General features: G+C 37.7%; 26 protein-coding genes, 1 pseudogene, 1 riboswitch and 1 other annotated feature. Of the genes and pseudogenes, 15 read left to right on the forward strand and 12 right to left on the reverse strand.

Features of this window, described 5'->3' with window-relative positions; all coding sequences use genetic code 11:
• Nucleotides 1–67 precede the first annotated feature (67 nt).
• Nucleotides 68–1,591 carry an SLAP domain-containing protein gene (locus H3T48_RS07600; protein WP_198189062.1) on the reverse strand — a complete coding sequence of 508 codons (1,524 nt, stop codon included), beginning with the start codon at nucleotides 1,589–1,591 and terminating at the stop codon, nucleotides 68–70.
• Nucleotides 1,592–1,752: 161 nt separating this feature from the next.
• Between H3T48_RS07600 and H3T48_RS07605 the strand changes: the two genes are divergently transcribed.
• Nucleotides 1,753–3,075: a replication-associated recombination protein A gene (locus H3T48_RS07605; protein ID WP_198189063.1), complete on the forward strand. Its 1,323-nt coding sequence runs from the start codon at nucleotides 1,753–1,755 to the stop codon at nucleotides 3,073–3,075.
• Between the two features lie 86 nt (nucleotides 3,076–3,161).
• Here H3T48_RS07605 and H3T48_RS07610 read toward each other — a convergent pair whose 3' ends face one another.
• Nucleotides 3,162–3,563 carry a hypothetical protein gene (locus H3T48_RS07610; RefSeq protein WP_198183766.1) on the reverse strand — a complete coding sequence of 134 codons (402 nt, stop codon included), beginning with the start codon at nucleotides 3,561–3,563 and terminating at the stop codon, nucleotides 3,162–3,164.
• Between the two features lie 139 nt (nucleotides 3,564–3,702).
• Between H3T48_RS07610 and H3T48_RS08965 the strand changes: the two genes are divergently transcribed.
• Nucleotides 3,703–3,798 carry an IS3 family transposase gene (locus tag H3T48_RS08965; RefSeq protein ID WP_109716013.1) on the forward strand — a complete coding sequence of 32 codons (96 nt, stop codon included), beginning with the start codon at nucleotides 3,703–3,705 and terminating at the stop codon, nucleotides 3,796–3,798.
• 64 nt (nucleotides 3,799–3,862) lie between these two features.
• Here the strand turns inward: H3T48_RS08965 and H3T48_RS07620 are convergent, their stop codons facing one another.
• The 3 genes from H3T48_RS07620 to H3T48_RS07630 all read right to left on the reverse strand — a co-directional run bounded on the left by H3T48_RS07620 (nucleotide 3,863) and on the right by H3T48_RS07630 (nucleotide 7,255).
• Nucleotides 3,863–4,612, reverse strand: a complete 750-nt coding sequence (locus tag H3T48_RS07620; RefSeq protein ID WP_109715023.1) for an amino acid ABC transporter ATP-binding protein — start codon at nucleotides 4,610–4,612, stop codon at nucleotides 3,863–3,865.
• Nucleotides 4,612–6,231, reverse strand: a complete 1,620-nt coding sequence (locus H3T48_RS07625) for an ABC transporter substrate-binding protein/permease (protein ID WP_198189064.1) — start codon at nucleotides 6,229–6,231, stop codon at nucleotides 4,612–4,614. Before H3T48_RS07625 ends, H3T48_RS07620 begins: the two co-directional genes overlap by 1 nt.
• A gap of 111 nt (nucleotides 6,232–6,342) precedes the next feature.
• Nucleotides 6,343–6,518: riboswitch (Lysine riboswitch) on the reverse strand.
• A 104-nt stretch (nucleotides 6,519–6,622) separates the two neighbouring features.
• Nucleotides 6,623–7,255, reverse strand: coding sequence for a DNA-3-methyladenine glycosylase (locus tag H3T48_RS07630; protein ID WP_198189065.1), 633 nt, complete (start codon nucleotides 7,253–7,255; stop codon nucleotides 6,623–6,625).
• 23 nt (nucleotides 7,256–7,278) lie between these two features.
• On the opposite strand from H3T48_RS07630, the pseudogene H3T48_RS07635 reads away from it, so the two are divergent.
• Nucleotides 7,279–7,629: pseudogene (locus tag H3T48_RS07635) on the forward strand (DUF488 domain-containing protein).
• Here H3T48_RS07635 and H3T48_RS07640 read toward each other — a convergent pair.
• Together H3T48_RS07640 and H3T48_RS07645 are read right to left on the reverse strand one after the other, a co-directional pair.
• Nucleotides 7,630–8,403 (reverse strand): TerC family protein, encoded by a 774-nt coding sequence (locus H3T48_RS07640; RefSeq protein ID WP_198189066.1) that lies wholly within the window; start codon nucleotides 8,401–8,403, stop codon nucleotides 7,630–7,632. It abuts the pseudogene before it with no gap.
• A 121-nt stretch (nucleotides 8,404–8,524) separates the two neighbouring features.
• The gene (locus H3T48_RS07645) at nucleotides 8,525–9,229 is read right to left on the reverse strand and encodes an NAD-dependent protein deacylase (protein WP_198189067.1); all 705 of its coding nucleotides are present in this window, start codon (nucleotides 9,227–9,229) and stop codon (nucleotides 8,525–8,527) included.
• Nucleotides 9,230–9,459: 230 nt separating this feature from the next.
• Between H3T48_RS07645 and H3T48_RS07650 the strand changes: the two genes are divergently transcribed.
• A complete protein-coding gene (locus tag H3T48_RS07650) occupies nucleotides 9,460–10,101 on the forward strand; it encodes a hypothetical protein (RefSeq protein ID WP_198189068.1) in 642 nt (213 codons plus the stop codon).
• A 121-nt stretch (nucleotides 10,102–10,222) separates the two neighbouring features.
• On the opposite strand, the gene asnA is transcribed toward H3T48_RS07650, so the two are convergent.
• Complete coding sequence (asnA, locus tag H3T48_RS07655; protein ID WP_122034085.1) at nucleotides 10,223–11,236, reverse strand: aspartate--ammonia ligase; 1,014 nt, start codon at nucleotides 11,234–11,236, stop codon at nucleotides 10,223–10,225.
• A gap of 59 nt (nucleotides 11,237–11,295) precedes the next feature.
• Nucleotides 11,296–11,537: a binding site (T-box leader), on the reverse strand.
• 131 nt (nucleotides 11,538–11,668) lie between these two features.
• Between asnA and H3T48_RS07660 the strand changes: the two genes are divergently transcribed.
• Nucleotides 11,669–12,145 (forward strand): hypothetical protein, encoded by a 477-nt coding sequence (locus H3T48_RS07660; RefSeq protein ID WP_046305882.1) that lies wholly within the window; start codon nucleotides 11,669–11,671, stop codon nucleotides 12,143–12,145.
• 60 nt (nucleotides 12,146–12,205) lie between these two features.
• Here the strand turns inward: H3T48_RS07660 and cls are convergent, their stop codons facing one another.
• Together cls and H3T48_RS07670 are read right to left on the reverse strand one after the other, a co-directional pair.
• Nucleotides 12,206–13,663 (reverse strand): cardiolipin synthase, encoded by a 1,458-nt coding sequence (gene cls, locus H3T48_RS07665; RefSeq protein WP_198189069.1) that lies wholly within the window; start codon nucleotides 13,661–13,663, stop codon nucleotides 12,206–12,208.
• Nucleotides 13,664–13,681: 18 nt separating this feature from the next.
• A complete protein-coding gene (locus tag H3T48_RS07670) occupies nucleotides 13,682–14,614 on the reverse strand; it encodes an alpha/beta hydrolase (protein ID WP_046305886.1) in 933 nt (310 codons plus the stop codon).
• A gap of 72 nt (nucleotides 14,615–14,686) precedes the next feature.
• On the opposite strand from H3T48_RS07670, the gene H3T48_RS07675 reads away from it, so the two are divergent.
• Complete coding sequence (locus tag H3T48_RS07675) at nucleotides 14,687–15,487, forward strand: ribonuclease H family protein (protein WP_198189070.1); 801 nt, start codon at nucleotides 14,687–14,689, stop codon at nucleotides 15,485–15,487.
• Here H3T48_RS07675 and H3T48_RS07680 read toward each other — a convergent pair whose 3' ends face one another.
• Nucleotides 15,488–16,453 carry a DUF1002 domain-containing protein gene (locus H3T48_RS07680; protein WP_198189071.1) on the reverse strand — a complete coding sequence of 322 codons (966 nt, stop codon included), beginning with the start codon at nucleotides 16,451–16,453 and terminating at the stop codon, nucleotides 15,488–15,490.
• A 141-nt stretch (nucleotides 16,454–16,594) separates the two neighbouring features.
• Between H3T48_RS07680 and H3T48_RS07685 the strand changes: the two genes are divergently transcribed.
• From H3T48_RS07685 to H3T48_RS07710, 6 genes are all read left to right on the forward strand, one after another.
• Nucleotides 16,595–17,440 (forward strand): glycosyltransferase family 2 protein, encoded by an 846-nt coding sequence (locus H3T48_RS07685; protein WP_198189072.1) that lies wholly within the window; start codon nucleotides 16,595–16,597, stop codon nucleotides 17,438–17,440.
• Nucleotides 17,437–18,093, forward strand: a complete 657-nt coding sequence (locus tag H3T48_RS07690) for an alpha/beta fold hydrolase (RefSeq protein WP_198189073.1) — start codon at nucleotides 17,437–17,439, stop codon at nucleotides 18,091–18,093. Before H3T48_RS07685 ends, H3T48_RS07690 begins: the two co-directional genes overlap by 4 nt.
• Before the next feature lie 129 nt (nucleotides 18,094–18,222).
• Nucleotides 18,223–19,203, forward strand: a complete 981-nt coding sequence (locus tag H3T48_RS07695) for a ribose-phosphate pyrophosphokinase (protein WP_046305895.1) — start codon at nucleotides 18,223–18,225, stop codon at nucleotides 19,201–19,203.
• Between the two features lie 139 nt (nucleotides 19,204–19,342).
• Nucleotides 19,343–20,026 carry a TetR/AcrR family transcriptional regulator gene (locus tag H3T48_RS07700; protein WP_187158576.1) on the forward strand — a complete coding sequence of 228 codons (684 nt, stop codon included), beginning with the start codon at nucleotides 19,343–19,345 and terminating at the stop codon, nucleotides 20,024–20,026.
• Nucleotides 20,027–20,037: 11 nt separating this feature from the next.
• Nucleotides 20,038–20,865, forward strand: a complete 828-nt coding sequence (locus H3T48_RS07705) for a hypothetical protein (protein ID WP_198189074.1) — start codon at nucleotides 20,038–20,040, stop codon at nucleotides 20,863–20,865.
• Between the two features lie 48 nt (nucleotides 20,866–20,913).
• On the forward strand, nucleotides 20,914–21,387 hold the full coding sequence (locus tag H3T48_RS07710; protein WP_187158574.1) for a nucleoside 2-deoxyribosyltransferase: 474 nt from the start codon (nucleotides 20,914–20,916) through the stop codon (nucleotides 21,385–21,387).
• Nucleotides 21,388–21,429: 42 nt separating this feature from the next.
• On the opposite strand, the gene H3T48_RS07715 is transcribed toward H3T48_RS07710, so the two are convergent.
• The gene (locus H3T48_RS07715; protein WP_198189075.1) at nucleotides 21,430–22,416 is read right to left on the reverse strand and encodes a CAP domain-containing protein; all 987 of its coding nucleotides are present in this window, start codon (nucleotides 22,414–22,416) and stop codon (nucleotides 21,430–21,432) included.
• Between the two features lie 125 nt (nucleotides 22,417–22,541).
• Between H3T48_RS07715 and H3T48_RS07720 the strand changes: the two genes are divergently transcribed.
• The 3 genes from H3T48_RS07720 to H3T48_RS07730 all read left to right on the forward strand — a co-directional run bounded on the left by H3T48_RS07720 (nucleotide 22,542) and on the right by H3T48_RS07730 (nucleotide 25,711).
• Nucleotides 22,542–23,579, forward strand: a complete 1,038-nt coding sequence (locus H3T48_RS07720; RefSeq protein WP_198189076.1) for a helveticin J family class III bacteriocin — start codon at nucleotides 22,542–22,544, stop codon at nucleotides 23,577–23,579.
• 239 nt (nucleotides 23,580–23,818) lie between these two features.
• Complete coding sequence (locus tag H3T48_RS07725) at nucleotides 23,819–24,904, forward strand: D-alanine--D-alanine ligase family protein (RefSeq protein WP_187158571.1); 1,086 nt, start codon at nucleotides 23,819–23,821, stop codon at nucleotides 24,902–24,904.
• Nucleotides 24,905–24,931: 27 nt separating this feature from the next.
• Complete coding sequence (locus H3T48_RS07730; protein ID WP_198189077.1) at nucleotides 24,932–25,711, forward strand: transcriptional regulator; 780 nt, start codon at nucleotides 24,932–24,934, stop codon at nucleotides 25,709–25,711.
• The last annotated feature ends 69 nt before the right edge of the window (nucleotides 25,712–25,780 follow it).

Consider the following 25,780-nt stretch of genomic DNA (forward strand, 5'->3'; position numbering starts at 1 on the left):
TTCAAATTAAGTAATAAAAATAGAGTTAAACCACTCTTATTTGGTGGACTAACTCCATTTTTTTAATTTAACTCCATTCAGCGAAGTTTAAAGTACTTAATTGAATTTTGGTTGTGTCAAGTAGCCAAATTGCCTGTTTTACTTGTGCAATCGTTGCTTTTGGAGATTGTAAAATAGAAGAAGCAATCATCAAAGCATTATTATAATTACTTACTGCACTTTGTTGCTCACACTTAACATTCTTGTTATTCTTATTTTCCTCAAATTTTCTTTGCAATTCTTGCTTATCCTTATTTGTTGCTACTTTCTGATCGTTCTCAGCATCTTTAGCAGTATTGAGAGGAGTAAGTTTAATTCCGCTTGCAAAAGTAACTTCACTAGCTTTGACGAAGCTGTTAGTATAACGCATCTTATCTTCTGTCGATTCAATTAGTTTATTGCTTTTATCAAACTCTGGTTTTTTAAGGTCAGTGCCGTCGTTATTAACAAAATAGCTTCTGTCTATTCTGTAGGTTAAAAAGTGATAAAACAGTTCTGCTTTGTTTTCGCTAGGTACCCATAAGTAATAAAGACCATCAACGGTCAAGAGGTTTTGCTCACGGTTCCTGTAACTGATACCTGTTGGAGTACCGTTAAAATTATAGAATTTAGTATTTGTCGTAGTATTAGGCCTTACATAGGTGAATGTAAGTTCATCGTAACTTGATGTTGGCAAATAGTTTCTCAATTTAATGTAACTTTGACCAACATATTCGTTAGGATAATCGTGCAGGCGATAGATATAGCCTTCAAAGTCTTCTGCCCAAGGCGCAACCGCTAAATCAACTTTGATTTTTTGACCCTTTTTTAGAACGTGCTTAGTAGAATCATTGGCTAATGTTTGAGTTGACGTCTTTTTGAGAACAGTAGCATAAGTAACGCCATTATACATAAGAGGATACCCATCTATGCTATCAACGTTATTTGCGCTAATATAACGATTTTTCCCTATTGCATAACAGTCTTTACCATTAACTGTTTCTGTCGGCAAATAATAAAAGGTTGCCTTTTGCTCAGAAACGTTAAATTTTTCAAAGTAATATTTTTGCTTGGATTGAGTTTGCTTAACCTGCCCCTGATAGTTAACGACAGATTTGACTGGTAGAGTTTCGCCTTTTAGTTTACCGGTTTTAGTATAGATTGCAGATCTGTGATTCAAAACCAGCTTACCGGTCTTAGAGCTTTTGCCGTTAACGTTATTGACATCACCGTCATTAATATATTCTCCTTGACCAATTTTATAGTATTTTTGCCCATTAATCATTATTGTGCCGTAATAATCTAAGGAGTCGACATCAAAAGAGGAAACATAGCAGAAACCATTAACATCTACTTCAATTACAGAATAATTCCCGTTTTTTCTTGCTTTAAGTCTTTGACCATATTGATTATATACGGGTGCGTCATTAACTAAAGTAATTCTGTTTTTAGCTAGTTTTTGTGTTTTTGGCGCAGCTTGGACTGTTTGAACATGATTTAGACTTGGCAGCAGTGGACTAATTGTTAATACTGATGCGGCTATACCAAGACCAATTTTCTTAAAAAATTTCATATTTTCACCTTATTATATGTGACGTTGTACCCAATATAATTATAACGTGGACTAGTTAATAAAGTTAGAGCAAACCAATGTTCTTTTATTTTTGCTAGCGGACAAATACTTGTATAATTAGGGTAAGTAAGTGTTTAGAAGTAAATAAAGAAGATGTAATAATGAAGCAAGAATCATTGTTTGCAAATAATGGTGAAAATGAGCCATTAGCTAACCGTGTACGTCCCCAAAATCTAGATCAATTTGTAGGACAGGAACAACTTTTGGGACCAGGAAAAATATTGCGGGAAATTATTGATAATAATCAAGTTTCTTCAATGATTTTTTGGGGTCCACCGGGAGTTGGGAAAACAACTTTAGCAGAAATTATTGCTAGGCAAAGTCAGGCCAGCTTTTTTAATTTTAGTGCGGTTGATAACAGTATTACCAAGATTCGTAAAATTATGAAGCAAGCTGAAGCAGAACACGAAATGGGGCAAAAGACACTAGTCTTCGTTGATGAAATCCATCGCTTTAATAAAGCACAACAAGATGCATTTTTACCCTACGTTGAGCGTGGCAGTATTACTTTGATTGGAGCTACTACTGAAAATCCTTCGTTTGAAGTCAACTCGGCTTTGCTATCACGCTGTAAAGTGTTTGTTTTAAAGCCTCTAGAAGTTGCTGACATTATTAAGTTATTGAAAAATGCGCTGGCCAATCCTAATGGTTTTGGCAAGCTGTCAGTTAAAATTAGCGACCAAGAAGTTAAAGCAATTGCCAAGTTTGCTAACGGTGACGCGAGAACAGCATTGAACACGCTGGAAATGGCGGTTTTAAACGGTCATAAAACTGGTAATACGGTCAGTGTAACTATGGATGGCTTGTCGCAGTTAATCACGCAAAAGTCAGTCTTGTATGATAAAGACGGTGAGGAGCACTACAACATCATTTCAGCGCTTCACAAGTCGATGCGTAACAGCGATGTAAATGCGGCAATTTATTGGCTGTCGCGGATGCTTGAAGGTGGAGAAGATCCACTATATATTGCTCGCAGATTGGTGCGCTTTGCCAGTGAAGATATTGGCTTGGCAGATACTAATGCATTAAATGTAGCTATCAATGTTTTTCAGGCTTGTCAGTTTTTAGGGATGCCTGAATGTGATGTGCATTTGACGGAAGCAGTGATTTATCTGGCGCTTGCGCCAAAGTCAAATGCGGTTTATAAAGCTAGATTAGCTGCTGAAGATGATGTCAAAAAGACGATTGATGAACCAGTGCCATTACAGATTCGCAATGCACCAACCAAGTTAATGAAGGACCTAGGTTATGGCAAAGATTACCAATTGGCTCATTATGCTAAAGACAAGTTAACGACAATGAAAACTATGCCGCCAAATTTAGAAGGCCATGAATATTATTTGCCAACTTCGCAAGGTCATGAAGACCGCTTTAAAAAGAGGCTGGAGCAGATTAAAGAATGGCACAGAGAAAACGATGATTAAGGCGAGACTAAGAGAGTATATAAAAAGGTATTAGATCAGAAATCTAATACCTTTTTTGTTACAACTAATAACATTTATACTTTTAATTAGTGGATATTTATAGGTTCTTCAGTAGGTTTACCCGGAAGTTTCTTAATATTAATCAGCTTTTTCTTTAGTTTGGAATGATACAAGTAAGAGCCATTGTTTGATAAAAAGACGACGCCTGACTCTTTGCCATCTGTATCTTTTAAGGTAAAAGTGCTGTTACTTACACGTTTATAAGTACCTCTTTCAAATTTATGCCCGTCTACGTATATGGCATATTTGGGTTTCGTGCCACACGAAATTTCTACATGAGGATTTAAAGCATTTCCTGGCGTTGCAGTATTAGTAAAACCACCATAAATGGTAGGCGGTTTTCTAGTGGTATAGAGCAAAAAGCCTAATGTTACGATAAGTAAAAGTGCGAGAACGCAGGTGCTGATTTTGTAGCCGTTTTTCTTCATGAGTTTTCTCCTGTTGATGAGGTAAAATAAACTGGTTTAACCAGCTAATATAAAAGACGGGTTATATTATCTATATATAATAATAGAAATAGATTTTTGTCAAACGTAATTAAGCAAGATATAGAGCCGCGATAATGTAATTAGAGGCTACATTGAGTATTACAATCAGAAAAGAATAAAAATCAAACTAAAAGGACTAACTCCGATTGAATATCGGAAGTTAGTCCTCAGTTAGCAGCTAATTAAAGTGTCCTAATTTTAGGGTTCACATCATTTTTGGAACATCTTTTTATTTAAAGTTAGTTGTTTTGAAAATTATTCAAGAACTTCGCTGTTTTCTCATTTTGAGGATGATTGAATAGTTGGTCTGGTTTACCTTGCTCGGCAATTACCCCGTCACTGATGAAAAACATTTGATCAGAAATTTCTTTAGCAAATGCCATTTCGTGCGTTACGATAATCATCGTTAAACCGGTTGTTGCCAAGTTTTTCATAACGCTTAAAACTTCACCGACCATTTCAGGATCAAGAGCACTTGTGGGCTCATCGAATAATAAAATTTCCGGATCCATCGAAATAGCACGAGCAATGGCAACACGTTGCTGTTGTCCACCAGAAAGTTGACTTGGGCGGGCGTTGATGTATTGTTCCATTCCAACTTTTTCTAAGTTGGCAAGGGCGATTTTACGTGCTTCGTCCTTGGAGCGTTTTAAGACTAGCTCTTGGCCAACCATGCAATTAGCTAAAACATTTTTGTTTTCGAAAAGATCGAATTGTTGGAAAACCATCCCAACTTTAGCACGGTAAATATTACGATTATAGTTTTGCTCAAGGACGTTTTCACCGTGGAAGTGAATTTCACCAGCTGTGGGCTCTTCCAGTAAATTAATGCAGCGTAAAGTGGTTGATTTACCACCACCTGACGGGCCAATAATAGTTGCGATTTCGCCTTTTTTAATATCAAGTGAAATATCGCGTAACACCTGGTGTTGTCCAAAAGTTTTTTGCAAATGCTGTAAGCTTAAAATAGTTTCATTTGATTCAGTCATTATTTTTTGGCCTCCATATCCTGAGCTGTGCCTACTTGAACTTGATTAGCCATTAAGTTGTAGTTTTTGTTTCCTTGCAAATGCTTTTCAATCAGATTAAAGATTCTGGTAATTGTAAAGGTTAAAATCAGGTAGATAGCTGAAATTGTCAGGTAAGTTGGGAAGAACTTAAAGGTCTGACTGGCAATTGTTGTACCGACAAAGAAAAGTTCAGAGACTGAAATGATACTCAAAACAGAAGTGTCCTTAATATTAACGATGAACTCGTTAGTAATTGAAGGTAAACAGTTCTTAATAGCTTGAGGCAAAATAATATGCCACATTCTTTGGTTATGGGTCATTCCTAGTGCGCTGGCAGCTTCAAATTGTCCTTCTGGAGTGGAAATAATTCCACCACGAATAATTTCTGCCAAGTATGCGCCTGTGTTAATCGAAACAATTACTAGTGCAGCAAGTGTACGATCGATATTGATGTGCCAGAATTGAGCAATTCCATAATAAATTACGGCTGCTTGTACCATCATTGGGGTACCACGGAAAACTTCAATATAAACGGATAGAAGCCAGTTAATAAACTTCGAAAACCATCTTTTACCTCTGCTAGTTGGGGTAGGGATAGTCCTAATAATACCAACGAAAAGACCGATGAAGAAACCGGCAATCGTACCAACTGAAGCAAGAAGAAGGGTCATACCAATACCACTTAAAATCATGCCGCCAAATTGTTTCCAAACACTGACGAGCCAAGGATCTTGTTTACCTTTCTTGCTAGTTTCATCAGTTTTTGGTTGTTGTGAAATGGCGGTAGTCATTAGCTTGGTTCTTTCAGAATTTGGAATAGTAGCTAAGACTTGGTTAACTTGCTTGAGTAAATCTTTGTTTGGCTTGGCGATGCCGATTGCAGTAGTTGAGTCCTCTTTAGAAATGCGGAAGCCTGCCATTTTACTAATTGGAATTGCCTTGATGTCAGGGTCAACCATTTTAAATGAGGTTGATTCGGTATCTTCGGCAATATAGCCATCAATGGTACCAGAAATTAAGCTTTGACGCATTGCAGCAAAGTCACGCATTGCGGGTTGTCTTTTGGCACCTTTAAGTTGCTTAATTAGTGCATAGTGCGAAGTACCTTGCTGAGCAGTTAACTTAGCACCTTTAAAATCGTTTAACGTTTTAGCGTTGGCGTATTTACTATTGACCTTTGTAATAACAACAAAAGTACTGTTTCGATATGGTTTAGTAAAGTTAATCGCTTTTGCACGCTCAGCAGTTGGACTCATTCCGGCAATAATCAGGTCAGCTTTGCCACTGGTTAAAGCTGGAAGTAAACCATCCCACTCAGTCTTAACTACAACAACCTTACGATGCAATTGTTTACCAATTATTTTTGCAATTTTAACATCATAGCCGTTGGCATATGTGCGTGAACCTTCAATTGGCACTGCACCATTTTTGTCTGTAGTTTGAGTCCAATTATATGGTTGGTAGTTGGCCTCCATTGCTACCTTTAGTTCACCATCATCTTTTTTGGCATTAACTTGCGTAATACCAAAATTGCTTGTAATGATGAAGCTAAGCATCACCGTGATTAGAGCGGTAATCCACTTATTTCTTGACTTCATTTTGAAAACCTCCGAAAAATCTGTTTCAAATAAAGCCAATACAATAAAAAGCGTAAATAAAAACCTCGCTGTTTACAAAACAACGAGGTTATAATTGATCATATTTTAGACAAATCATATAGCGCTCCCCAGTATTAACTAGGACAGTCTGCAAGATCTTCTCCTGCAGCCCAACAAAAGTGTTAAAGCGAATAGCACTTTTGTTTCGGCGATAACTCTTACACTAATCTTCATTGTGTTCGTTCACTCAGATTAGTTTCGTAATTACCGCAACCTCTATTGCATTGGAAATTATTTAACTTAATCAACAGGATAGGCTAAAAAGATTAACTTGTCAACAGCTATAAATCAAATGTGTATTCTTACCAGTTTTTATAGTTAAAATTAGCGCTTATTGCCAGCCATTATTAGCACGATAATCATTTTTCTTCATTCGCGAAACATATGGATTGCCGGCAACAAAAAAACGTAATGGTTTATTTGCCCATTCCAATTCAGATTGGTTGACACCGATGCGGACACTCTTAGCAATTTCTTGCGGCCTTTTTTGATGTTGATCATTTAAGTCGATTGCAAAGGGTGAATCACTTAAAAAATGTAGATCCCAATTTTTATCATGAATGCCAAAAGCCTGCATCATTTTAGCGGGGCCGTTTGTTAATAAAACTCCGTCTTTGCCTGAGCGATTACTAATCATTTGTTCAATTCCCCAGGCAGGTTCAATTGCTCTGATTAAGACACCTTGTGGTTCATCTTTTGCTTGAGTTGCAACATCGAAAAAGAAGTATTGTCGTTGAGCATAAATATAGATTGTTCCGCCGCGGCCATAAAGACCTTCGTTGGCAGGACTACGATGACCACCATAAGAATGTGCCGCACGATCTTTTTTTCCTAAGTATGCTTCTGCTTCGACAATATAACCGCCAAGAGTGCGTTTGCCATCGTTATACGTTAATGGCCGACCAAGTAGATCGGCACTAATTTCTTCAGTTGAGTGATTAGTAAAGTAAGTTGAATAATCCATTTTTTCCTTGAGTAGTACACTAGATAAAATTAGTTCGAATTTACGAAAAAGAGCAGCCTGCGGGGTATCGCATTTTAGTAGATCGATTATGGCTATGAGGTATAAGCAAGACAGATGCCAGACTCGATGTTTGGGTTAAGGAACTTGCACCCAGTAAAGAGCTTCGCAAGTGGTTTAATCATGATGATAATAAATTTATGCAATTAAAGCAAAGGCATCTGGCAGAACTTGAAGCAAATTCAACCATGGCCGAGTTTGTGTCCCTAGTGAAACCGCAGTTGCCGAAACAAGATGTGTTGTTTTTATACGGTGCTAAAAATAAAGAGCATAACCAGGCGGTTATGCTCAAAGAAAAAATTATTTCCCAATTATAGTTAACGACCATGCTTTTTAAGTCGTAAAAAGTGAAACGCAATTGTGATAAATAAGACGCCAAAAACAATGATTGCAAAAACGGTGTTTGGCAATTCATAGTGAAGCGGTGGTAATGAAACAAGCAGTTTTAAGGCGATAATTGCAATCAAAACGTAGGCCATTGGCTGCAGTTCAGGAATAATATCCATTAACTTGATAATTATTTCGGCGACGCCGCGCATACATAAAATTCCAATCATGCCACCAATTAAAACAACAACTGGATTACTCGAGACGGCTAATGCAGCCAAAACTGAATCAATTGAAAAGACGATATCCATTGCCTCAATTGAAATAACTGTTCGCCAGAAGAGTGATAAAAAGTGTTTGCCCTTTTTGGGCGAATGCTGTGCAATTTTTTCGCCTTCGGCTTTTTCTTCAGCTTGCGCTTTTTGCGGATGACGCTGATCGTAGAAAAACTTAAAGGCTAGGTAAAACAGGTATAAACTGCCCGCTAACTTAATTTCCCAAAAGTTAATTAGGTAAGTGCCAATTCCGATTACAATAAAGCGAAAAATATAGGCTCCCCACATACCATAGAATAGCGATTTTTCTTGCTCTTTCTTGGTGGGTAATACCTTAGTCTGTGCGGCTAAAACAACTGCATTATCAACTGAAAGCAGACATTCCATTAAAATAAGTGTCAGAATGATTAGCCAGTCCTTGCCACTGGTTAAAACATGCAGCCAATTGCTAGCACTAAAAAATGGAGCATACATTTTAATAATTGACATTTAAAAAACTCTTTTCTAAGTGCTCAAGCTGAATAAATAATCAGTTCGCGCATTAAACAATTGCTAGTATTTTACCACAAGGTAAGAGATGTGCTCTTAATAAGTGAAATAAATTATAGACTTAGATTTGCTGGAAAACATCCAGTGCATCACCGATGATGGCGGAAATGCCTGCAGCAGGAATAGCCGTTTTATTGATTGCCCAAACCTTTGCGTCTGGCTGACGGTAAGAAAGAAGCTGAGCGAAAGGATAGACTACAAAGCTGGTGCCGCAAATTATTATTAGATCTGACATGCTCATAGCATTAATTGACTTAGAAAGGTTTGTTTGTTCGATTTGCTCACCGTATAAGACAATACCGGGACGAATGATGCCGCCACAATTTTTATGGCGGAAAGAGTTAGCATATTCTTGATATGAAACAGGCTGACGACATTTTGTACAGTAAATATCATATAAACTACCATGAAATTCTGTTACATGGTGATTATTTGCCTTATGGTCAAGGTGATCAACATTTTGTGTGATTAGGTCGCCTTTTTCATTACAAAGTTCCGCAATTTTTTGATGAATTTTATTAGGTTGGGCATCAGGAAAATACATATTATTCATGACAAACTGATAGAAAAATTCAGGTCGCTGGTAGAGCGTTTCCTCACTTAAAATGGTCTCAGGGCTTTCATTAACTCCATCATAAATCCCGTTTTTTGAGCGGTAGTCAGGAATACCTGAGTGGGTAGAAACACCAGCACCTGTTAAAAAAGTAATGTGTTGTGCCTGGTTAAGATCATCTTTAAGTTCTGTTATTTGGGTTGAATCAATCATGTTTATGTCCTTTCTAAAAATCTGTTCCCATCTACTATACTGCTTTTAGCTGCGAAGATTAACTTCTTAATGAACAAAAGCTTAGGGGAAATTGACTATACACTTATCGGTTAATTAATATTTTGTAATTTATTTGTAACTAATAAGTAGTTAATATTGAAATGTTTTTGTAATAAATGTAAAATAAAATTATGTGATTTATTATTTAATTTTAATTTAGGGGACAAAAAATGAAACATAAATTTTTGAAAAACCTTCTATGTTCAGTAGCTGTTTTCTCTTCTTTTACAATATTGGGTCATTCAATTGAAGTAAAAGCAGCTAGTGCGGAGCAGCCAGTAGAAACTAATCAGGTCAAAGAACCCGATATAACTTATGTGCCTGCAGGACGTTTGGCAAAAGATGGCTATGTGTTCGTACTTTCACCAAAGGCCATTGTATATCCTGAATGCCCTAATTCTTCTAAGTATGATGTTCAACCATACAATAAGGATTGGGTTGAAAAAATGGCAGAAAAGAAGACCAAGTTCAAGATTACAGAATTTGGTTTGGGAAAGGTAGAAATTATGGGCCACCTTGTTGACCAAAGTGGAAAGCAGCAAGGCTGGATTAGCTTAGTCAATGGAAACTTCTATCACGTAGATGCTAAGAAAAAAGCTTTAAAGAAATTGATTAAGGCTGAAACAAAGGCTATGTATCAAAAATCTGACGGGAAAAAGGTTTCATTGAAACAGGCTGAAGCGGAGGCAAAGAAGCTTCATGGTCATAACAGAAAAATTGCTCTGAAATCAATTAAGGAGTTAAAAGCCTGGCTTAATTACGATGGCGATTATCCGTACACTTATCTTCCCGCACTAACAATTGATAAATAGGCTAGAAGCTGGATCTATTAGTGCGATTCTTAAAGCACGTAACTTCAGTTCGGTTATTAATTTAAGATATAGTAAAAGCCCCTAGGTGGAACTTTCCAAGCTAGGGGCTTTTACTATTTAATTATAGAAGTTGAATATGATGTTCTTCGCACTCTTTGAGCATTTCGCTTGGCCAAACACTTGCCTGAACCTCACCAATATGAGCTTTACCAAGTAAGAGCATACATAAACGAGATTGACCAATTCCGCCACCAATGGTGTAAGGTAATTCACCTTTAAGTAGTTGACGGTGGAAAGGCAATTTTTCACGGTCAAGGCAGTCAGCTTTTTCAAGTTGCTCGTGGAGACTTTCAGGACTGACTCTGATGCCCATTGAAGAAACTTCAAGTTTTTGACCTAGAGGCTCATACCAGAAAATTAAGTCACCGTTTAATGCCCAGTCATCGTAGTCAGGAGCACGGCCATCGTGTGGTTGACCACTACGCTTTAACTTATCACCGATTTTCATAATGAAAACAGCTTTTTCTTTTTTCGCAATCTTGTCTTCGCGTTCCTCAGGACTTAAGTCTGGCCAGGCATCTTCAAGTTCTTGCGTAGTAACAAAGTGAACATCTTCTGGGAGTCGGTAGGTAGAAGCAGGATAGCGTTCGGCACATTCAGTTTCTACTTGCTTAATTGCTGAAAAGATTTTTCTAACCGTTTCTTTTAATGTGTCTTCGGTCCGTTCCTCTTTAGCAATGATCTTTTCCCAATCCCACTGGTCAACGTAAATTGAGTGAAAGTTGTCCAAGTCTTCATCACGACGGATAGCGTTCATGTTGGTAAAAAGACCTTCATGAATACCAAAGCCATATTTCTTTAACGCCATGCGCTTCCATTTGGCAAGTGAATGGACAATTTCAACTGTATCATCTTTAGGTAAATCTTTTGCATCAAAGGCAACTGGTCGTTCAACCCCGTTTAAGTTATCGTTCAATCCGGTATCTTTTTCAACAAAAAGTGGTGCCGACATTCTTTGTAAATGTAATTTTTGTCCTAAGACTTCTTGGAATCGTTCGCGGATGAAGACAATTGCTGCTTCTGTATCACGAATAGTTAGAGTTGGTTGGTATTTTTCTGGCAAAATTAAGGACATGTTGTTTACCTCCAAAAAATATTAAAGCAAAGAAAAAGCCCTTCGCCTTATTCTAATAGAACAAGGACGAAAGGCTTTTTTCCGCGGTACCACCTAGATTGTCCGAAATTCGGACCAACTCATGAAGCACAATCATGCTTCACCAGCGTGGTAACGTACTGGTGACGGCGCCACCTACTTTGGAATCATTTCAGTGTGCAGCTCAAAGTGTTTTTCGATAATTCAGGGTCTGCTAGTTTCGCACTATCACTAGTTCACTTAAAGAGATAAATTATTTACTCGTCTTTTTCATTGCATTTAATTTAATATTATTTAACAATTATTTTAATTAAAATGCAAGCAAAAATTAATTTTATTTCAAAAATTGTTTTAGCAAACCAAAAAGCCGTGTTCTGTTATAATGGGTAAGTATATTTACTGAGAGGAATTTTTATGGCAAGTTTTTATCTTATTATGGATGCCATACTGCTTGGTTATACTTGTTATAGCTGGTATTGGCAGGCCAACATTAACTTGAGAGGACATTACCGTTCCTCTTCAATTATCTGGGCGATAATTTTCATTTGGATTGGTTTTGCTTGGCAGCTGCTTGAAAAAGGCGATCCGGGAATAGCCATCTTTTTAGCCATCATTTTATTGATGAGCATCATTGATGGTTTCACTGGTTTTGCTTCTAAAAGAGTAGTAGTTTCCGGTTACTTTCGTCGTACGGTGCCATATTCAGAAATAGCTTTGGTAACTTTAATCAAAGTGCCGAACCCAAAGAAGAATGCTGTTATTTGCATAATTACAACCCAGAAAAATCGGCAATATTATTTACAGTTTTCTACTGGTGTAGCACAGATTGTTGAAACAATTAAAAGCTACGCACACAACAGTATTAGAATTGAAATTCAAGATATTCTATAAATGTGTTAAACGCAAGTTAAAACCCAATTCCTAACGTAAAGGAATTGGGTTTTTCTTTGTTTATAAAATAGGTGATAGCATTCTTGAAAAGCTTTGCAAAGTCCGCAACCAGCGTCCTTGCTGCTCAATCATTTCTGGAGTAAGCAAAGTAGAGTCTTGCATATCCTGCTCGAATGATTTTGCTACTTCTTCAGTGAAATTCTTATCATAAAAAACAGCTACGTCTTCAAAGTTCAGGTCGTAGGAACGATAGTCCTGATTCATTGAGCCAACTGTTGAAAAATCATCGTCGACAACAATCGTTTTGGCATGAATAAAGCCCTTGTCATAAATATAAATTTTAACGCCATAGCGTGAAAGCTCGTTTGCATACCACTGCGTTGCCCGATAAATGAAGGGATGATCTGGCTTGCATGGAATCATGATGCGCAAATCAACGCCTGACATGGCAATTGTTTGCAAAGTAGCAAACATCGCATCATCTGGAATTAAATAAGGTGTTTGGAGCCACAGGCGCTTTTTCGCCTGGAACATTAGTTTAATGATCCCGTTACGCATATTGGCGTTATCACGATCGGGACCATCAGAAATAATTTGGGTCGCTACATCACCAGGATGAATCTCATTTTCATCTAAATCAGGGAAAAGCAGGGTGTTAAAGGTGATCAATTGGGCTTCATCTTGAATTGAGGCGTTCCAATCCATAACAAAACGCTCTTGCAAAAGTAATGATGCAGAACCAACAATACGAACTTGGCTATCACGCCAGTAGCCGAATTTCTTTTTGCGGCCAAGGTATTGGTCACCAACATTAAAGCCACCGGTCCATGAAGTCTTTCCGTCGACAATCACAATTTTACGGTGCAAATGATAGTTAATTCGATACCGCGTAATCATGTTTCTGGAAGTAACAAAGGGAAGAACCTCCCCACCGGCTTTATTTAATTGGTCGAACCAGGCCTTAGTGGCACCGAGAGACCCCCATGCATCGTAAAGTAGCTTTACTTTGACACCTTCTTTGGCTTTTTTAATCAATAAATTAAGCATTTTATTGCCGATATCATCATTGTAAAAAGTATAGAACTCAACGTTGATTGTTTGTTGAGCATTTTCAATGTCACTTATCATGTCATGAAACATTTGCTCGCCGTCAGTATATAACTTGACGTGATTGTTCTTACTTAATGGTGACTCACTGTTGCGGTCGAAAAAGTGCACAACCATTTTGGCCTTGTTAGAGGTGTCAGAAGCACTGATTTTTTTCGGTGCCTTAGTAATTGACTTCTGAACATTGCGTAAACCAATATGGTGCTGTTTGTTGATAGCAAAAATATTTTCCTGTGAAATTCCGCGGCCAAAAAAGCCGTAAAGTGTAATTCCAATCACAGGAAATACTAGCAAAATAATCAGCCAAGCCCATGTGGTAGAAACTGAGCGTCGTCGATGAAAGACAATGTAAAAAGCTAATATTGTATTAGTAATAATGATAATGTAAAAAATGTCGCGGAGCAGGGTCACGTGAATCCTCCAGAAAAATTAATCTTTTAGTCCAATAAATTTATCTATGATATTGATTACAAGTGGATTATCATGCATCCAGCTATGTTCGGCGTACTTTTTCCCACGAATTTCAACTTCATGGTAAGATTTAACGTTAGGAGCCAGAATATAACGAATGCTCTTGGCAGAAATCACAGAAATAAATTTATCGCTGTTAGTATTATCAAGTACATTACCATAAATGTTCAAGACAGAAATATTTGAATTGAAATGTTTTCGTCGAAGCATGAGATAGAGGTAATGTAAATTCATGACAGTGGGTCGTCCGCTGCTGTTAAGTTCATTTACATTAGGTATATCACCCATGTAAGTAACGCCATCAAAAGGCCCGGCAATAAAAGCGCATTTGGCTAAGTGCGGAAAATTCTTTTTCCGATACTTACGCATTTCCGTTCTAACAATGCAGGGGCAGGCTAATGAATGGGCAACTGCTGAGTAGTGCGTAAAATGATATCTTTTAGCTAAAAAGGGTAAAATAAACCGTAAGTAATAGTCAATCGCATATACACCAACGATTCGCTGCCGAAAGACAACCTGAACAATTGGATTCTTGTCGCCCGTCCAAGTTCCTTCGAGTTTGAAGTTACCCCATAAATCCGCTGTTACCTTGAGAAAATGAGGGTCTCCTTTATCTGCTAAGGCTTGTTTAACCATCATTTGAGTGGTGTAATCACCACCGCGGAAACCATGAAAGTAGATAATTGGAACCTGTTCAAATGATCCGCGTTTATTCTCAACCGTGACGTTGTCCTCAATCTTTCTTTTATGTAGACGCAAAAAAATCCGCAAAGGAGCAATTGTTGCTAAAATAGCCAAAGAGATCATATTGAATTTACTTGGCTCTTCTGCTAGATTGAGTTTGCGGTTTTTCTCTGCTTCTTCCTTATATTTTTTAGTATTGAAGAACATACATGCCACCTTAAAAAATTAAACTATCTATATTCTAACATTGCTAATCGTATTTTAGTGACTGAGGTACATATGAAATTTTATGCAGTAAAAAAAGGCCGCCAGCCGGGTGTTTATCGCACCTGGGAAGCGGCCAAAGAACAAGTTGATGGCTATCCTAATGCCGAATATAAATCTTTTACCAAGGTAACTGACGCTACCGAGTATTTGGCTTGGGATCAACCAACTATTGATCAGGTCTTTCAAAAAGATGAAGACTCGCTTAAACAAGCAATTGCCAAAATTCAGCAGGCTAGCCATGATGTTAAGCAAAAACAACCGGTCGCTGAACGTAAGCCTAAAGAACTCAAGGGCTCAGTAAATATGCAGCACGACCAAGCAGCGTTTTTTGCGACAATTTACACGGACGGCGGGACCCGCAATACTGGCAACTTTAAAGGTGGTCACGTTAAGAAAACGGACAAAGCGGCTTGGGCTTACTTAATTGAGTGGGATGAAGCAGGTAAAAAATGCTCAACTTATGATTCAAATGGTGAGTTCGGCGCTACCAATAATAAAATGGAATTAACGGCGCTAATTGAAGCTTTGAAAAAACTAATTGAATTAGGCTTTAATCAGAAACCACTATTATTTGTCCTTGATTCACAGTATGTCTTAAATCCAATCACCAAAGGCTGGCTTAAGGGCTGGAAAAAACGTGGCTGGAAGAAGAGCACGCCAGGCGAAATTGCTAACTTGGGATGCTGGCAAGAACTGGATCAACTACTAGATCAGTTTACCGACGCTCAATTTGAATGGACAAAAGGCCATGCAAATAATCGCGGTAATGAATTTGTAGACCATACTCTTAATCAGTTCATGGATCAAATGTAACTAGAAGTTAATAACAATTGCTCCACTAAAGAGATGGCTGAAGAAGTTGGTCACATTATCCCACATTCTCTCAAGCCAATTGCGATTTTCTTGTGTGTTGATTTTGTCAAAAATATTTTTGGCGTTTTTCTTAATATTCTCAGATACTGCACCGGCTTGTTCTTTGAACTTGTTGTCTTTTAACGCACCAGAATTACGGATTTCAATTAGAACATTAATAATTTGTTGTTTCTGGTTGTTGTTAATTGTGTCACCCAAATGGTTAATGTTGATTTGATTGTTGACGATATCACGAATTTGGCTATCGCTAATGTTGTTACCAACTTTACCCATTTCTTGTTTTGCTCCTGCAATTGCATTGTTCAATTGGGCATCAGAATAGCCATCTTTATCTTTGTTTTCTTTGGTGATTTTGCTTAATGTGCCCATTTCATCCTGAGCTGCATTAACCTGGCTTTGGTTAAGATTTTCGCCTGTTTTGCTGTAAGCAGCGTAAACGCCAGCAAGTGCCCCTGAACCATCAATTGGCACAGCACTAGTAACATAGATGTTAGCATCTGCAATTCCAGCGGTAACAGCTGCATTCTTGTATTGATTGGCTGTAATCGTGGTAATGTTATTTCTTCCTTGATAATCAAGAATCCTTACATTAATACCACTACCTTGCGCTGTTTTTTGAATCATCGCACTGGACCAAACACCAGAATTGGTTGTAAAGTTGGAACCCGAAGGATTGAGGTATTTAACTAAGTCCGCCCCAGTAATGTTGATAGTTTGGTAGCTTGCCCCGTTTAGTGGATCGCTAAGAGTACTTAAAGTACCGCTGCGCTGGCTATTTGTAAGGGATGAACCAAGACAGACAACCGGTAGGTCATCAGCCTTAACTGTCTGCTGCGGTCTGACTAGACCAATAGTACTAAATAACAGTGTCGTGATTGTAGCGACAAGTGAGATTGCTTTTTTCATAAAAATAATCAACTCCTTTTATCGCTATCAATTATACTAAATGCTGCTTATAAAAGTTTAAAATCGAGTTTAAAGGCGGCTAGTTTACGATATTTTTAATATTTAAGATGGTATAATATAACTCAATAAAGGAGGGGTGCGATGATTCAGCAACCTGAATTAACTGTCATCATGCCAGTTTACAATGTTGAAAAATATTTGGCTCGTGCGCTTGATCATTTAGCTAAGCAAGACGATCCAAACTTCAAATTGTTAATTGTTAATGATGGCTCAACTGATAGCACAAGAAAAATTGCGGAACAATATCGTGATCAATTCCGCTATTTCAACATAATTAATAAGCCTAATGGCGGTCTTTCGGATGCGCGTAATGTTGGGATTGAAAATGTCGATACACCATATTTCACTTTTCATGATGGCGATGATTGGGTCGATTCTGGCTACACAGCCTTTTTCGTTCGCGCTTTTCATGATCATCCTGATGCAGCAATGGTATCTTGTGGTTTTTGGTTAGATTACGAAAATAAAGAGGGGTCAATTCCGGCCACTAAGAAAAATGTTCATGGTATGAAGAATAAATTGCGTACATACCAGTTAGTAGGTAATCCCTTAGGTTCACTGATGGACAATCATTTTTTAGCTACACCAGTTAAGGGCTATACGTGGAATAAGGGCTATAAATTATCTGTAGTTAAACATAATCATTTGCATTTTATGAGCGATTTGGCCTTTATGGAGGACCAGATTTTTACTGTTCAATATCTTGCGTTAACCGATGGTTTTTATTGCGATAGTATGCCGCTATATCATTATTGGCAACGCAAGGATAGCATGGTTCACAAGTTTAACTTGAAAATGATTCCCGATAACTTTAAGGCAAATTACTTCATCATTAGAACAATGATTCATAGCTTGTGGCAAGAGCATAAAAAAGAAAAGGGTGCTAAGCATGAGCTAATTGAGGCAAGTGAAAGGGATCAGCGATGAAAGAACTAGTCAATGGTAATGAACTCTATTACAGCAAGCTTGGTAAAGGCGAGCCACTTCTTCTTTTGCATGGTCATCACCTTGATGGCGGTATGTTTGATCAAATTATTGCGCCGCTTGGCCTTTATTATACTGTCTATGTCCTCGACATGCGCGGGCACGGTTTAAGTGAGGGTGAAATTGCCAAGCATTATCAAACTGAAGTTGATGATGTCACTGCTTTTATTAAGCAAGTTGACATTAGGGGCTGCTATTGTTTTGGCTTTGACGCTGGTGGTTTGGTTGCAATGATGCTTGCAAGCCAAGATCAAACTATTTTTAAGAAATTAATGGTAGCTGGTGTTTTCGTCAATGGTAATGGCATTAAGCCGTATCATTATTTAACGGAAGGCGTAATGCGCTTTTTAAAACGCAACCGTGATAGCGAAGTTGAATTGACTGAAAGTTTCATGTCAGTAGACAGCTTAAAAGCAATTTCAATTCCAACATATTGTGTTGTGGGCGAAAAAGACTGGGTTAAAGTTGAGCATGTTCGCTGGTATAGTCAAATTATCCCCCAAGGACAATTAATGATTATGCCGCGCCAAAAGCATGAAAGTTATGCAGTTAGAAGTTTTAAACTGCTTAATTTAATGGAAGATTTTTTTAAATAATTATCAATATACAAGGGCCGAAGATTTTTTTCGGCTTTTTGTTTGATTTTTGTCCTTTTCTGGGCATTACTAGTCTTTTTTAGTTATAATAGGTCATGCAAAGTTAGTATTTTAAATAAAGAGGTAGCTATGAATAAAGAAGAAATTCTTCAGTTGATGCACCCAATGAAGTTAATTGGGTTAAGTGGGAATCCGGTTTTAAATGAAAAGATTGCCACAATTTTAAAGAAACCGTTAATCGAAACTGCTGTTCAGCATTTTAGCGATGGCGAAATTCAAGTTAATATCGGTGAAAGCGTCAGAGGTTGTGATGTTTTTGTTATTCAGTCAATTCAAGATCCAGTAAACGAAAACTTCATGGAACTTGAGATTGTGTTAGACGCTCTCCATCGTGCTTCTGCACATCGGATTAACGTGGTTATCCCTTATTTAGCATATTCACGTTCAGATACCAAAACACGTTCACGTGAACCAATTACTGCTAAGTTGATTGCTAATTTACTGCAAATAACAGGTATGGATCACTTGATTGTCTTGGATCTTCACGCTTCGCAAATTCAAGGTTTCTACAATGTGCCAGTTGATCACTTACACGCTATGCCACTTTTAGCGCAATACTTCCTTGACAATGGTATTGCAACTAAAGAAGAGGATGACATCGTTGTTGTTTCACCAGATCATTCTGGTGCAAAATTGGCACGTAATTTTGGGCAATTCTTTGATGCCCCAATTGCAATCGTTGATCAACGTCGCGCACGCTATGACGCTGATGTTCATGACATGATTGGTGATGTTAAGGGTAAAAAGTGTATTATTGTTGACGACTTGATTGATACTGGTTCAAGAATTTCTTCATCAACTAAGTCTGTTTTGGCAGCTGGTGCTAATAAGGTCTATGTTGCTGCAACTCATGCACTTCTTTCACAAGACGCGCTAGAAACACTTAATGAGTTACCAATTGAACAGATTGTTGTCACTGACACAATCAAACATAATCACTATCCTGACCGGATGGTTCGTATTTCAGTTGACTTACTGCTAGCGCGAGGAATTAACTATGTTTATAATGATCGTTCTATGCACTTATTAAGCGAGAGCGACTTGAAGTAATTTAACATTTTATACACTTTTTACTGTACGCATAAACCTTTGCGTAGCAATAATTGTGCTATTTTGATGTCTTTTTGTTTATTTATTTCATAACACTGATATAATAAGAACAAAATGTGTAAGAACGGAGAAACCATAAATGGCACGACGTAAAAACTTCAAGAGAAGACGAATTATTTTAAGTAATACCTTCAATTTGATTAGGGAAAATGGAATGGATAATGTATCCTTTCAGATGATTGCAGAAAAATCTGGGATTTCCAAGTCGCTTCTTCAATCCTACTATCCGCATAAAGCAAAATTAACTGATGATGTGGTTCGCAATATCCTTAATACGTTGGATGAGCAGGTTAAAAAGTTCAATCCTACTAAGGAAGGTAACATTTGTGCTCGTACCAAAGCGTTTATTTACACAGTTGCGATGCTCGGTATTTATGACAAAGGACTGAAGCGAATTATTTCGGAAGTTTTTAGTAGCAATGAAACGCTTGATAACTGGAGTAGTATGCTCAATAGCTGGGTAAAAGAGAACCAGATTTTTGACGAAGATCACTTCAATCTTAATGAAGTAGAATATGGTATTGCTTTTGTTGTAACGGGCGTTGGACGCCTCTATCACGATAGCAGTCGATTCAATCTTTCTGCAGAACAGTTGGCAGATTATGCTACTAGTTCATTGATGTATAGCTTTTTGCATTGTAATCAAGAGCAAGTAGATAAGGCACTTGAAGCAGGTCATAAGATAATTAAATCAATTGACATTAAAGCAATTCACGATGCAATTGACACAATGTTTGATGAAGATAAGGAGATCGTCTGCTAGAAAGGACATATATGACAAGCAGTGCGCAAACAGATTTGCGTAGAGTCACTCAGGAAGAAAAGCACCAATATCAAAAGGCTTTATCATTTATTATTTTATTAATTGTAACCTTGGTAATGGTCTCAGTGACTTTTCTCAATCCTTTTTTTATGAAAGGACAAATTAGGTCTGATAGCAATCAAGTTGTGGTTGTCAGACAAGTCAATAAGCACTTTAATACACTTGCAAAGGAAATTGGGGCGCGGCAAACTGATGACGCTAATTTATTAACAACTAAGCAGACACAACCAATTGCCGACCACATTATTGATTACACTTTAAAGCCATGGTTTAAAGTAAACAAGCTAACTTTGGCTAATGATATTTTGCATGATATCAATTTAAATATTGACCAGGGCGCATCAAGCGATGCGCAACTAGTACAAGAAAAATTGAAAAAGCAAGGTAGTAATGCCCCGTATGAAGTAATGGATGCATTCAGTTTGAACACCGTCACTGTTGGTGGAAATGTTGCCTTTGGTCTTTTATTGTTAAATATTGTTTTAATGATAATGGCCATAATTAGTCTGCGCTCATTATTCAATGAAATAAGAGCAGTTTTTACTAAAAAGATGCTGATACATGTTACGACCGCATCAATTATGTGGGCAGGCTTTTGGCTAATACTGGTTGCAGGAATATTTGCCCTTATTCCAGTTATAATTAATGTTGAAGGTGTTGCAGTTTTAGGCTATTTACTTGAAATTGGCAGCAGTATTTTCCTTGATTTTGTAATTGTTGGCGTGCTTTTATACGTTCTCAGTGCAATTCCTTGGAAGATTACTTCTCCTAATAATTAAGGCTTCAGCTATTTATACGTGATTGAAAAATGACCAAAGGAGTCAAACATGAAAATCTATTTTGCAAACGCACTGTTTTCTCAGGCAGAACTTAATTACAATGCACAACTCGCAGCTAAAATTAGACAATTAGATCAAACGATTGATTTATACTTACCTCAAGAAAACGACTCAATCAATGACAAGCAGGCTTACGCTGATTCCAAGATGATTGCCCAAGCCGACACAGAAAAATTGCTTGCCAGCGATTTGATGGTGGCAGTTCTTGACGGGTTAAGCATTGATAATGGCGTAGCCAGCGAAATTGGTGTTGCTTATGCAAAAGAAATTCCAATTATCGGTCTTTATACGGACACACGTCAACAGGGTAGTAGTAACCAACAAAAGCTACAGGCATTAGGACAAATTGCCGAGAATCAGTTCCATTATGTTAACTTGTATACAACCGGGTTAATTAAACTTAATGGTACAATTGTTAATAACGAAGCTGATTTACTTGAAGCAGTTAAAAAATATCTCTAATAAAAAAGCACGATTCCATCATTATTAAGGGGAATCGTGCTTTTATTGTTTTAACTGAAATAATTTAAAACGGTAGCTGATGATACCGCTGATATCGACGCGGTATTCGTGTCCGGAAATTAAAGGTGTATCACCCGGTAAATAGCTAATAACTGATTGAAAGTTACCATAGCAGGCATCACTAAAGTTTTCAACTTTTTCAGCTTGATAACTGATGCCAGTGTCTTCATCAGTTATTGTAATTTGCGGAGTTCCTTCAATTACTTGATCAGAAAAATAAAGTGACCAAGCAATGTTTTTCCCTTTCAAAAGTTCGATGGGAAAAACACCTGCTTCTGGATAAGCGACTCGAGCTTGGCTAGCCAGACGAAAAGCATCAGTTGAATTGATGACTTTTTGAACTGAATAACGATAACCATTTTTGCCATAAGCTGCACCAAGTCCAATGGTAGTTAGCCTGGTTGACAGTAGCCAGGCGCGATGTCCCGTATCTGTTCCTGAGAGATTGTATGAATCAGTGAGTAAATCCGTTACGACGTCTCCAGCAGACTGATTGCATGTATTAAAGTTCAGATTTGCTGCATTAGAGGTCGAACGTGCAATTTGCCAAGTTCCGCGATTGACGATTTTCGGTCTTTTTTCGTAAGGTAAATTATGCTGATTAATTAAGGGATTAGCATTGAGTAGCGCTAACACTGCCGCTGTTTTTTGAGCATTAATGTTGTCTTGATGATTGTCACTAACTGGTTCTAAGCTGAAGAGCTGACGATAATAGTTAATATAAGCCAGTTGCTGTTCAAGATAAGCAGGTGCTAGTATGCCTTCTTTAAATTTGCGATTAAATTGCGGTTTAACTGCATAAAGATTAGTAGTATTAAAGGTGGTCTGGTCTAGCGCATTATAGTCTTGCCGAAGCTGCTGAATTTTGCTTGTCTCAGCTGTTGTGAACTCGGCAGCACTAACCACACTAGTGTTAAAAGGAAGAACACAAAGTAAGCCGGTTAATATTAAAATGATTTTATGTGACACTTTACTTTATTCCTCCTAATCCTCAATTTATTATAAGTCAAAACTTTGCAAATCAGTGTTAAAATTTGCAAAATACTAAAATAAAGGTGCTAATTTCAGTATGTTTTAAGTGTAGGAGAAAGATAATGTCGCTTAATCGGGGGATTCCTAAAGTCCATAATATTCAGATTGAATTAATTAGTGACTTAGATGATTGGGACGGAGTAACTGGTCCAGTCGATCGTGATTTGCGTCAAGTAGTGGTCCAAAAGACTTATGTGGGGAAAAGCCATGCATATGCCTTGCAGCAAGTCGGTGGCGCATCTTTTGTTTACCGCGGTCGCAAAGGGCGCAATGTTTCTTTTAAAAAAAGCTGGCCAACTTTGCGAATAGCCCAAAAAGTAGCAGGTCATACGCAGACTTTTGAAAATGCTGGGCGAAAGAAGCAATGGTTTGTTGGGGTCAAGCCCAATGACATGAATCAGCAGCAAGGCTGGTCTAGTTGGTCTTCCCAAATTGCTCGCCTAAAGTTACCACGACTTAGACCGATAACTAACCTTAAGGGTGTGCCATGTCTAACCAACTTAAATCATGCCGGCAATAAGTTTGGAATTAGCTGTGCCAGTAATCAGTTTGCAAGGGTGGAACTGGCTGTTTCGACTGATCAACAAGATGCACTAATTGCATACGGTGACAATGATCATAATGGCTATTTTGCGCTCTATCAGTTAAATGAGCTCAATACCGCTCTTGATCAGGCAAAAGCACCTAATAAAGCCGTTGATATTACTCAGCTTAACTGTCTGGACGCATTTATGATTCCTAATTTGTCTGGGAGTAGGGGTCAAGTTGGCTCGTTGCAGGGCTTTGCCCTTAACCATTATTTTGATCAAAGTGGCAAAGAACAAAATGACTTATATATATCTAGCCAGCCAGCTAGCGACAAGGTAGGACATGATCGAAAAATTGTGAAAATTCCGTGGCGCGAACCTAATCCGCTTAATTGGGAACTGGTTGACTTGACTGAGCAGCCTGCATTAGAAATTCCCAGCTATTACACCGAACTTGAGGGTTTACAGTTAATTGGCAATAATGAAGTTTATTTAACAGTTGCATACCATCAGCAATTTTTGGCGAAAAATCCCACTAAAATCAACAAACTTTATCGCATTGCATGGGAATAATGCTAATTAAGTAAGATTACGGCTGGACTTAAAAAGAGAGTTAGTAACTAGCAAAATAAGTAAATTCACCTTTCTTGTTTCATAATAAAAGTTCCCTAAGCCGCAGTAAATGGGGGCTTTTTTACATTAAAGAGAACAAATAAGGAAATTTTTTCAAAAAATCGTTTAATTTACACTTTTTTACAAGTTTATTGCCGTATAATTAAAAAGTTAGAAACATTAGTTAAGAGGTAGAATAAATGACTAGAAAAACACAGGTTGGTCTGATCTTTGGTGGCAATTCCTCCGAATATGAAGTATCAATTATGTCGGGCCACAATATTTATAATGCAATTGATAAGGACAAATTTGATGTTTGTCCAATTTGGATTACCAATGACGGTTATTTGGCAAGTAAGGAAGACTCATTTAAAGTTCTTGAAGATCCCAAGTATACTGTAGAAAATCCACATAAAGTCGCGAACATTTCCAATCTGATTGAGCTGGCTGATTTACCTGAAATCGATGTTTTCTTTCCAATTGTTCACGGCAATTTAGGTGAAGATGGTTGTTTGCAGGGACTTTTCCGTATTCTCGACAAGCCATTTGTTGGTGATGATGTTTTGGCATCTGCAGTTACAATGGATAAAGAGTTTACGAAAATCTTAGCTCAACGCGTTGGCGTACCAGTTGCTGACTGGATTTCAATTAAGCGGTTTGAATACGAAGATGCAAATAATGATAAGCGCAATTACGCAAAAGTTAGCGAAAAATTAGGTAGCGACTTGTTTGTGAAGCCATCTAATCAAGGCTCTTCCGTTGGGGTTCATCATGTAACTAATGAACAAGAATTCAATGACGCACTGGAAGATGCCTTTAGATATGATGACAAAGTCTTAATTGAAGAAACAATTCATGGAACTGAAGTTGAAACTGCTGTGCTAGGTAATGATAAGCCAATCGTTTCTGGTGTTGGTCAAATTATCAACGCTGAAGGTACTTTTTATAGTTATGAAAATAAGTATGACGATGACTCAACAACTATGTTGCAGATTCCGGCAGATTTACCAGCAGATATTACCGAAAAAGTTCGTTCAAATGCTCTGAAGGTATATCAAGCTACAGAATGTAGTGGTTTATCACGTGTTGACTCAACATTGCGTGAAAGTGATCATCAACTAATTTTAACTGAAATTAATGCCCTACCTGGTTTTACTAACATCAGTATGTATCCTAAGCTATTTGAAGAAGCAGGCATCCCATACTCTGAATTAATCACACGTCTAATTGAATATGCTCAAGAACGCTACGAGCACAAAAAGACACTACTACATAAACATGATTAAATTAGATTGTGCTGGGAGTATTAATCAATGACAAAAGATAAGCATGATTTTGAAGAGTTAACTGCACCTGCTGCTACTGCTAAGGAATTAAAAATAAGTGTCCCGACTTTGCGGAAGTATTCATTGATTGTTGAAAAAGTGACGGGTAAACCAGACTACTATGAACGGACAAGGCAAAAAGCCCGTCTATATAGTAAAAAGGACTTACAAGATCTCAAGGACTTTCATAAGCTAGCTCAAGATAATGGACTGACATTGCAAGAGGCGGCCCAACAGATTTTTGCTGTTAGTGATAAAAAAGATAAAACTAAGAAAGTTGCTCAAACAAAAGCTGAGCACGAAAAACAAGAAGTGATGTCGCCTTCGCAAATGGAAAAATTGCTAACAGCTTTACAGCAGACAATTGTGCAACAAAATTCGGCACTTGATAAATTGCAGAAGCAGTTGAATCGAATTGAAAAACAAAACAAAGACTTGCTAGCTAAGCAAAAAGAATTAGGCCAAAAAGAGTCTAGTGAAAGTGCATTTGCCGGGCTACCTGATATTTCAGGTATTATTACGGATGATGAAACGGACTTACTTGATCAAGCCGATCCTGATATCGACAAACCTTTAACGGCTGCTGAGAAGCGCGCCCAAGTTGTCGATGATGGCCAAAAATCAAGTGAAGAAGTCCATGAAGAAATATTAGCTAAAGCCAAGGAAAATGCCGAAAAAAGTGCCAACAATAGTGGTTTGCGAACTTTGACTGATATGCAGGTCGAACCCAAAAAGACTCACTGGTGGCAAAAATTTTTGGATATCTAAATAATTAAAAACGACTTTTTAAAGCCGTTTTTTTATTAATATTAAGTTTTAACTTATTAAGCTAAATTA

The sequence above is a fragment of the Lactobacillus sp. M0403 genome, from assembly GCF_016101265.1.
Lineage (GTDB): Bacteria > Bacillota > Bacilli > Lactobacillales > Lactobacillaceae > Lactobacillus > Lactobacillus apis.

Excerpts from the sequence above, each read along its gene's own strand:
- H3T48_RS07700 (WP_187158576.1), top strand. The coding sequence starts at position 19,343 with ATGGCACGACGTAAAAACTTCAAGAGAAGACGAATTATTTTAAGTAAT.
- H3T48_RS07620 (WP_109715023.1), bottom strand. The coding sequence starts at position 4,612 with ATGACTGAATCAAATGAAACTATTTTAAGCTTACAGCATTTGCAAAAA.
- H3T48_RS07720 (WP_198189076.1), top strand. The coding sequence starts at position 22,542 with ATGTCGCTTAATCGGGGGATTCCTAAAGTCCATAATATTCAGATTGAA.
- H3T48_RS07610 (WP_198183766.1), bottom strand. The coding sequence starts at position 3,563 with ATGAAGAAAAACGGCTACAAAATCAGCACCTGCGTTCTCGCACTTTTA.
- H3T48_RS07695 (WP_046305895.1), top strand. The coding sequence starts at position 18,223 with ATGAATAAAGAAGAAATTCTTCAGTTGATGCACCCAATGAAGTTAATT.
- H3T48_RS07730 (WP_198189077.1), top strand. The coding sequence starts at position 24,932 with ATGACAAAAGATAAGCATGATTTTGAAGAGTTAACTGCACCTGCTGCT.
- H3T48_RS07605 (WP_198189063.1), top strand. The coding sequence starts at position 1,753 with ATGAAGCAAGAATCATTGTTTGCAAATAATGGTGAAAATGAGCCATTA.
- H3T48_RS07675 (WP_198189070.1), top strand. The coding sequence starts at position 14,687 with ATGAAATTTTATGCAGTAAAAAAAGGCCGCCAGCCGGGTGTTTATCGC.
- H3T48_RS07670 (WP_046305886.1), bottom strand. The coding sequence starts at position 14,614 with ATGTTCTTCAATACTAAAAAATATAAGGAAGAAGCAGAGAAAAACCGC.
- H3T48_RS07705 (WP_198189074.1), top strand. The coding sequence starts at position 20,038 with ATGACAAGCAGTGCGCAAACAGATTTGCGTAGAGTCACTCAGGAAGAA.
- H3T48_RS07710 (WP_187158574.1), top strand. The coding sequence starts at position 20,914 with ATGAAAATCTATTTTGCAAACGCACTGTTTTCTCAGGCAGAACTTAAT.
- H3T48_RS07685 (WP_198189072.1), top strand. The coding sequence starts at position 16,595 with ATGATTCAGCAACCTGAATTAACTGTCATCATGCCAGTTTACAATGTT.
- H3T48_RS07625 (WP_198189064.1), bottom strand. The coding sequence starts at position 6,231 with ATGAAGTCAAGAAATAAGTGGATTACCGCTCTAATCACGGTGATGCTT.
- H3T48_RS07690 (WP_198189073.1), top strand. The coding sequence starts at position 17,437 with ATGAAAGAACTAGTCAATGGTAATGAACTCTATTACAGCAAGCTTGGT.
- H3T48_RS07680 (WP_198189071.1), bottom strand. The coding sequence starts at position 16,453 with ATGAAAAAAGCAATCTCACTTGTCGCTACAATCACGACACTGTTATTT.
- H3T48_RS07645 (WP_198189067.1), bottom strand. The coding sequence starts at position 9,229 with ATGATTGATTCAACCCAAATAACAGAACTTAAAGATGATCTTAACCAG.
- asnA (WP_122034085.1), bottom strand. The coding sequence starts at position 11,236 with ATGTCCTTAATTTTGCCAGAAAAATACCAACCAACTCTAACTATTCGT.
- H3T48_RS07640 (WP_198189066.1), bottom strand. The coding sequence starts at position 8,403 with ATGTCAATTATTAAAATGTATGCTCCATTTTTTAGTGCTAGCAATTGG.
- H3T48_RS07725 (WP_187158571.1), top strand. The coding sequence starts at position 23,819 with ATGACTAGAAAAACACAGGTTGGTCTGATCTTTGGTGGCAATTCCTCC.
- H3T48_RS07660 (WP_046305882.1), top strand. The coding sequence starts at position 11,669 with ATGGCAAGTTTTTATCTTATTATGGATGCCATACTGCTTGGTTATACT.
- H3T48_RS07630 (WP_198189065.1), bottom strand. The coding sequence starts at position 7,255 with ATGGATTATTCAACTTACTTTACTAATCACTCAACTGAAGAAATTAGT.
- H3T48_RS07650 (WP_198189068.1), top strand. The coding sequence starts at position 9,460 with ATGAAACATAAATTTTTGAAAAACCTTCTATGTTCAGTAGCTGTTTTC.
- H3T48_RS07600 (WP_198189062.1), bottom strand. The coding sequence starts at position 1,591 with ATGAAATTTTTTAAGAAAATTGGTCTTGGTATAGCCGCATCAGTATTA.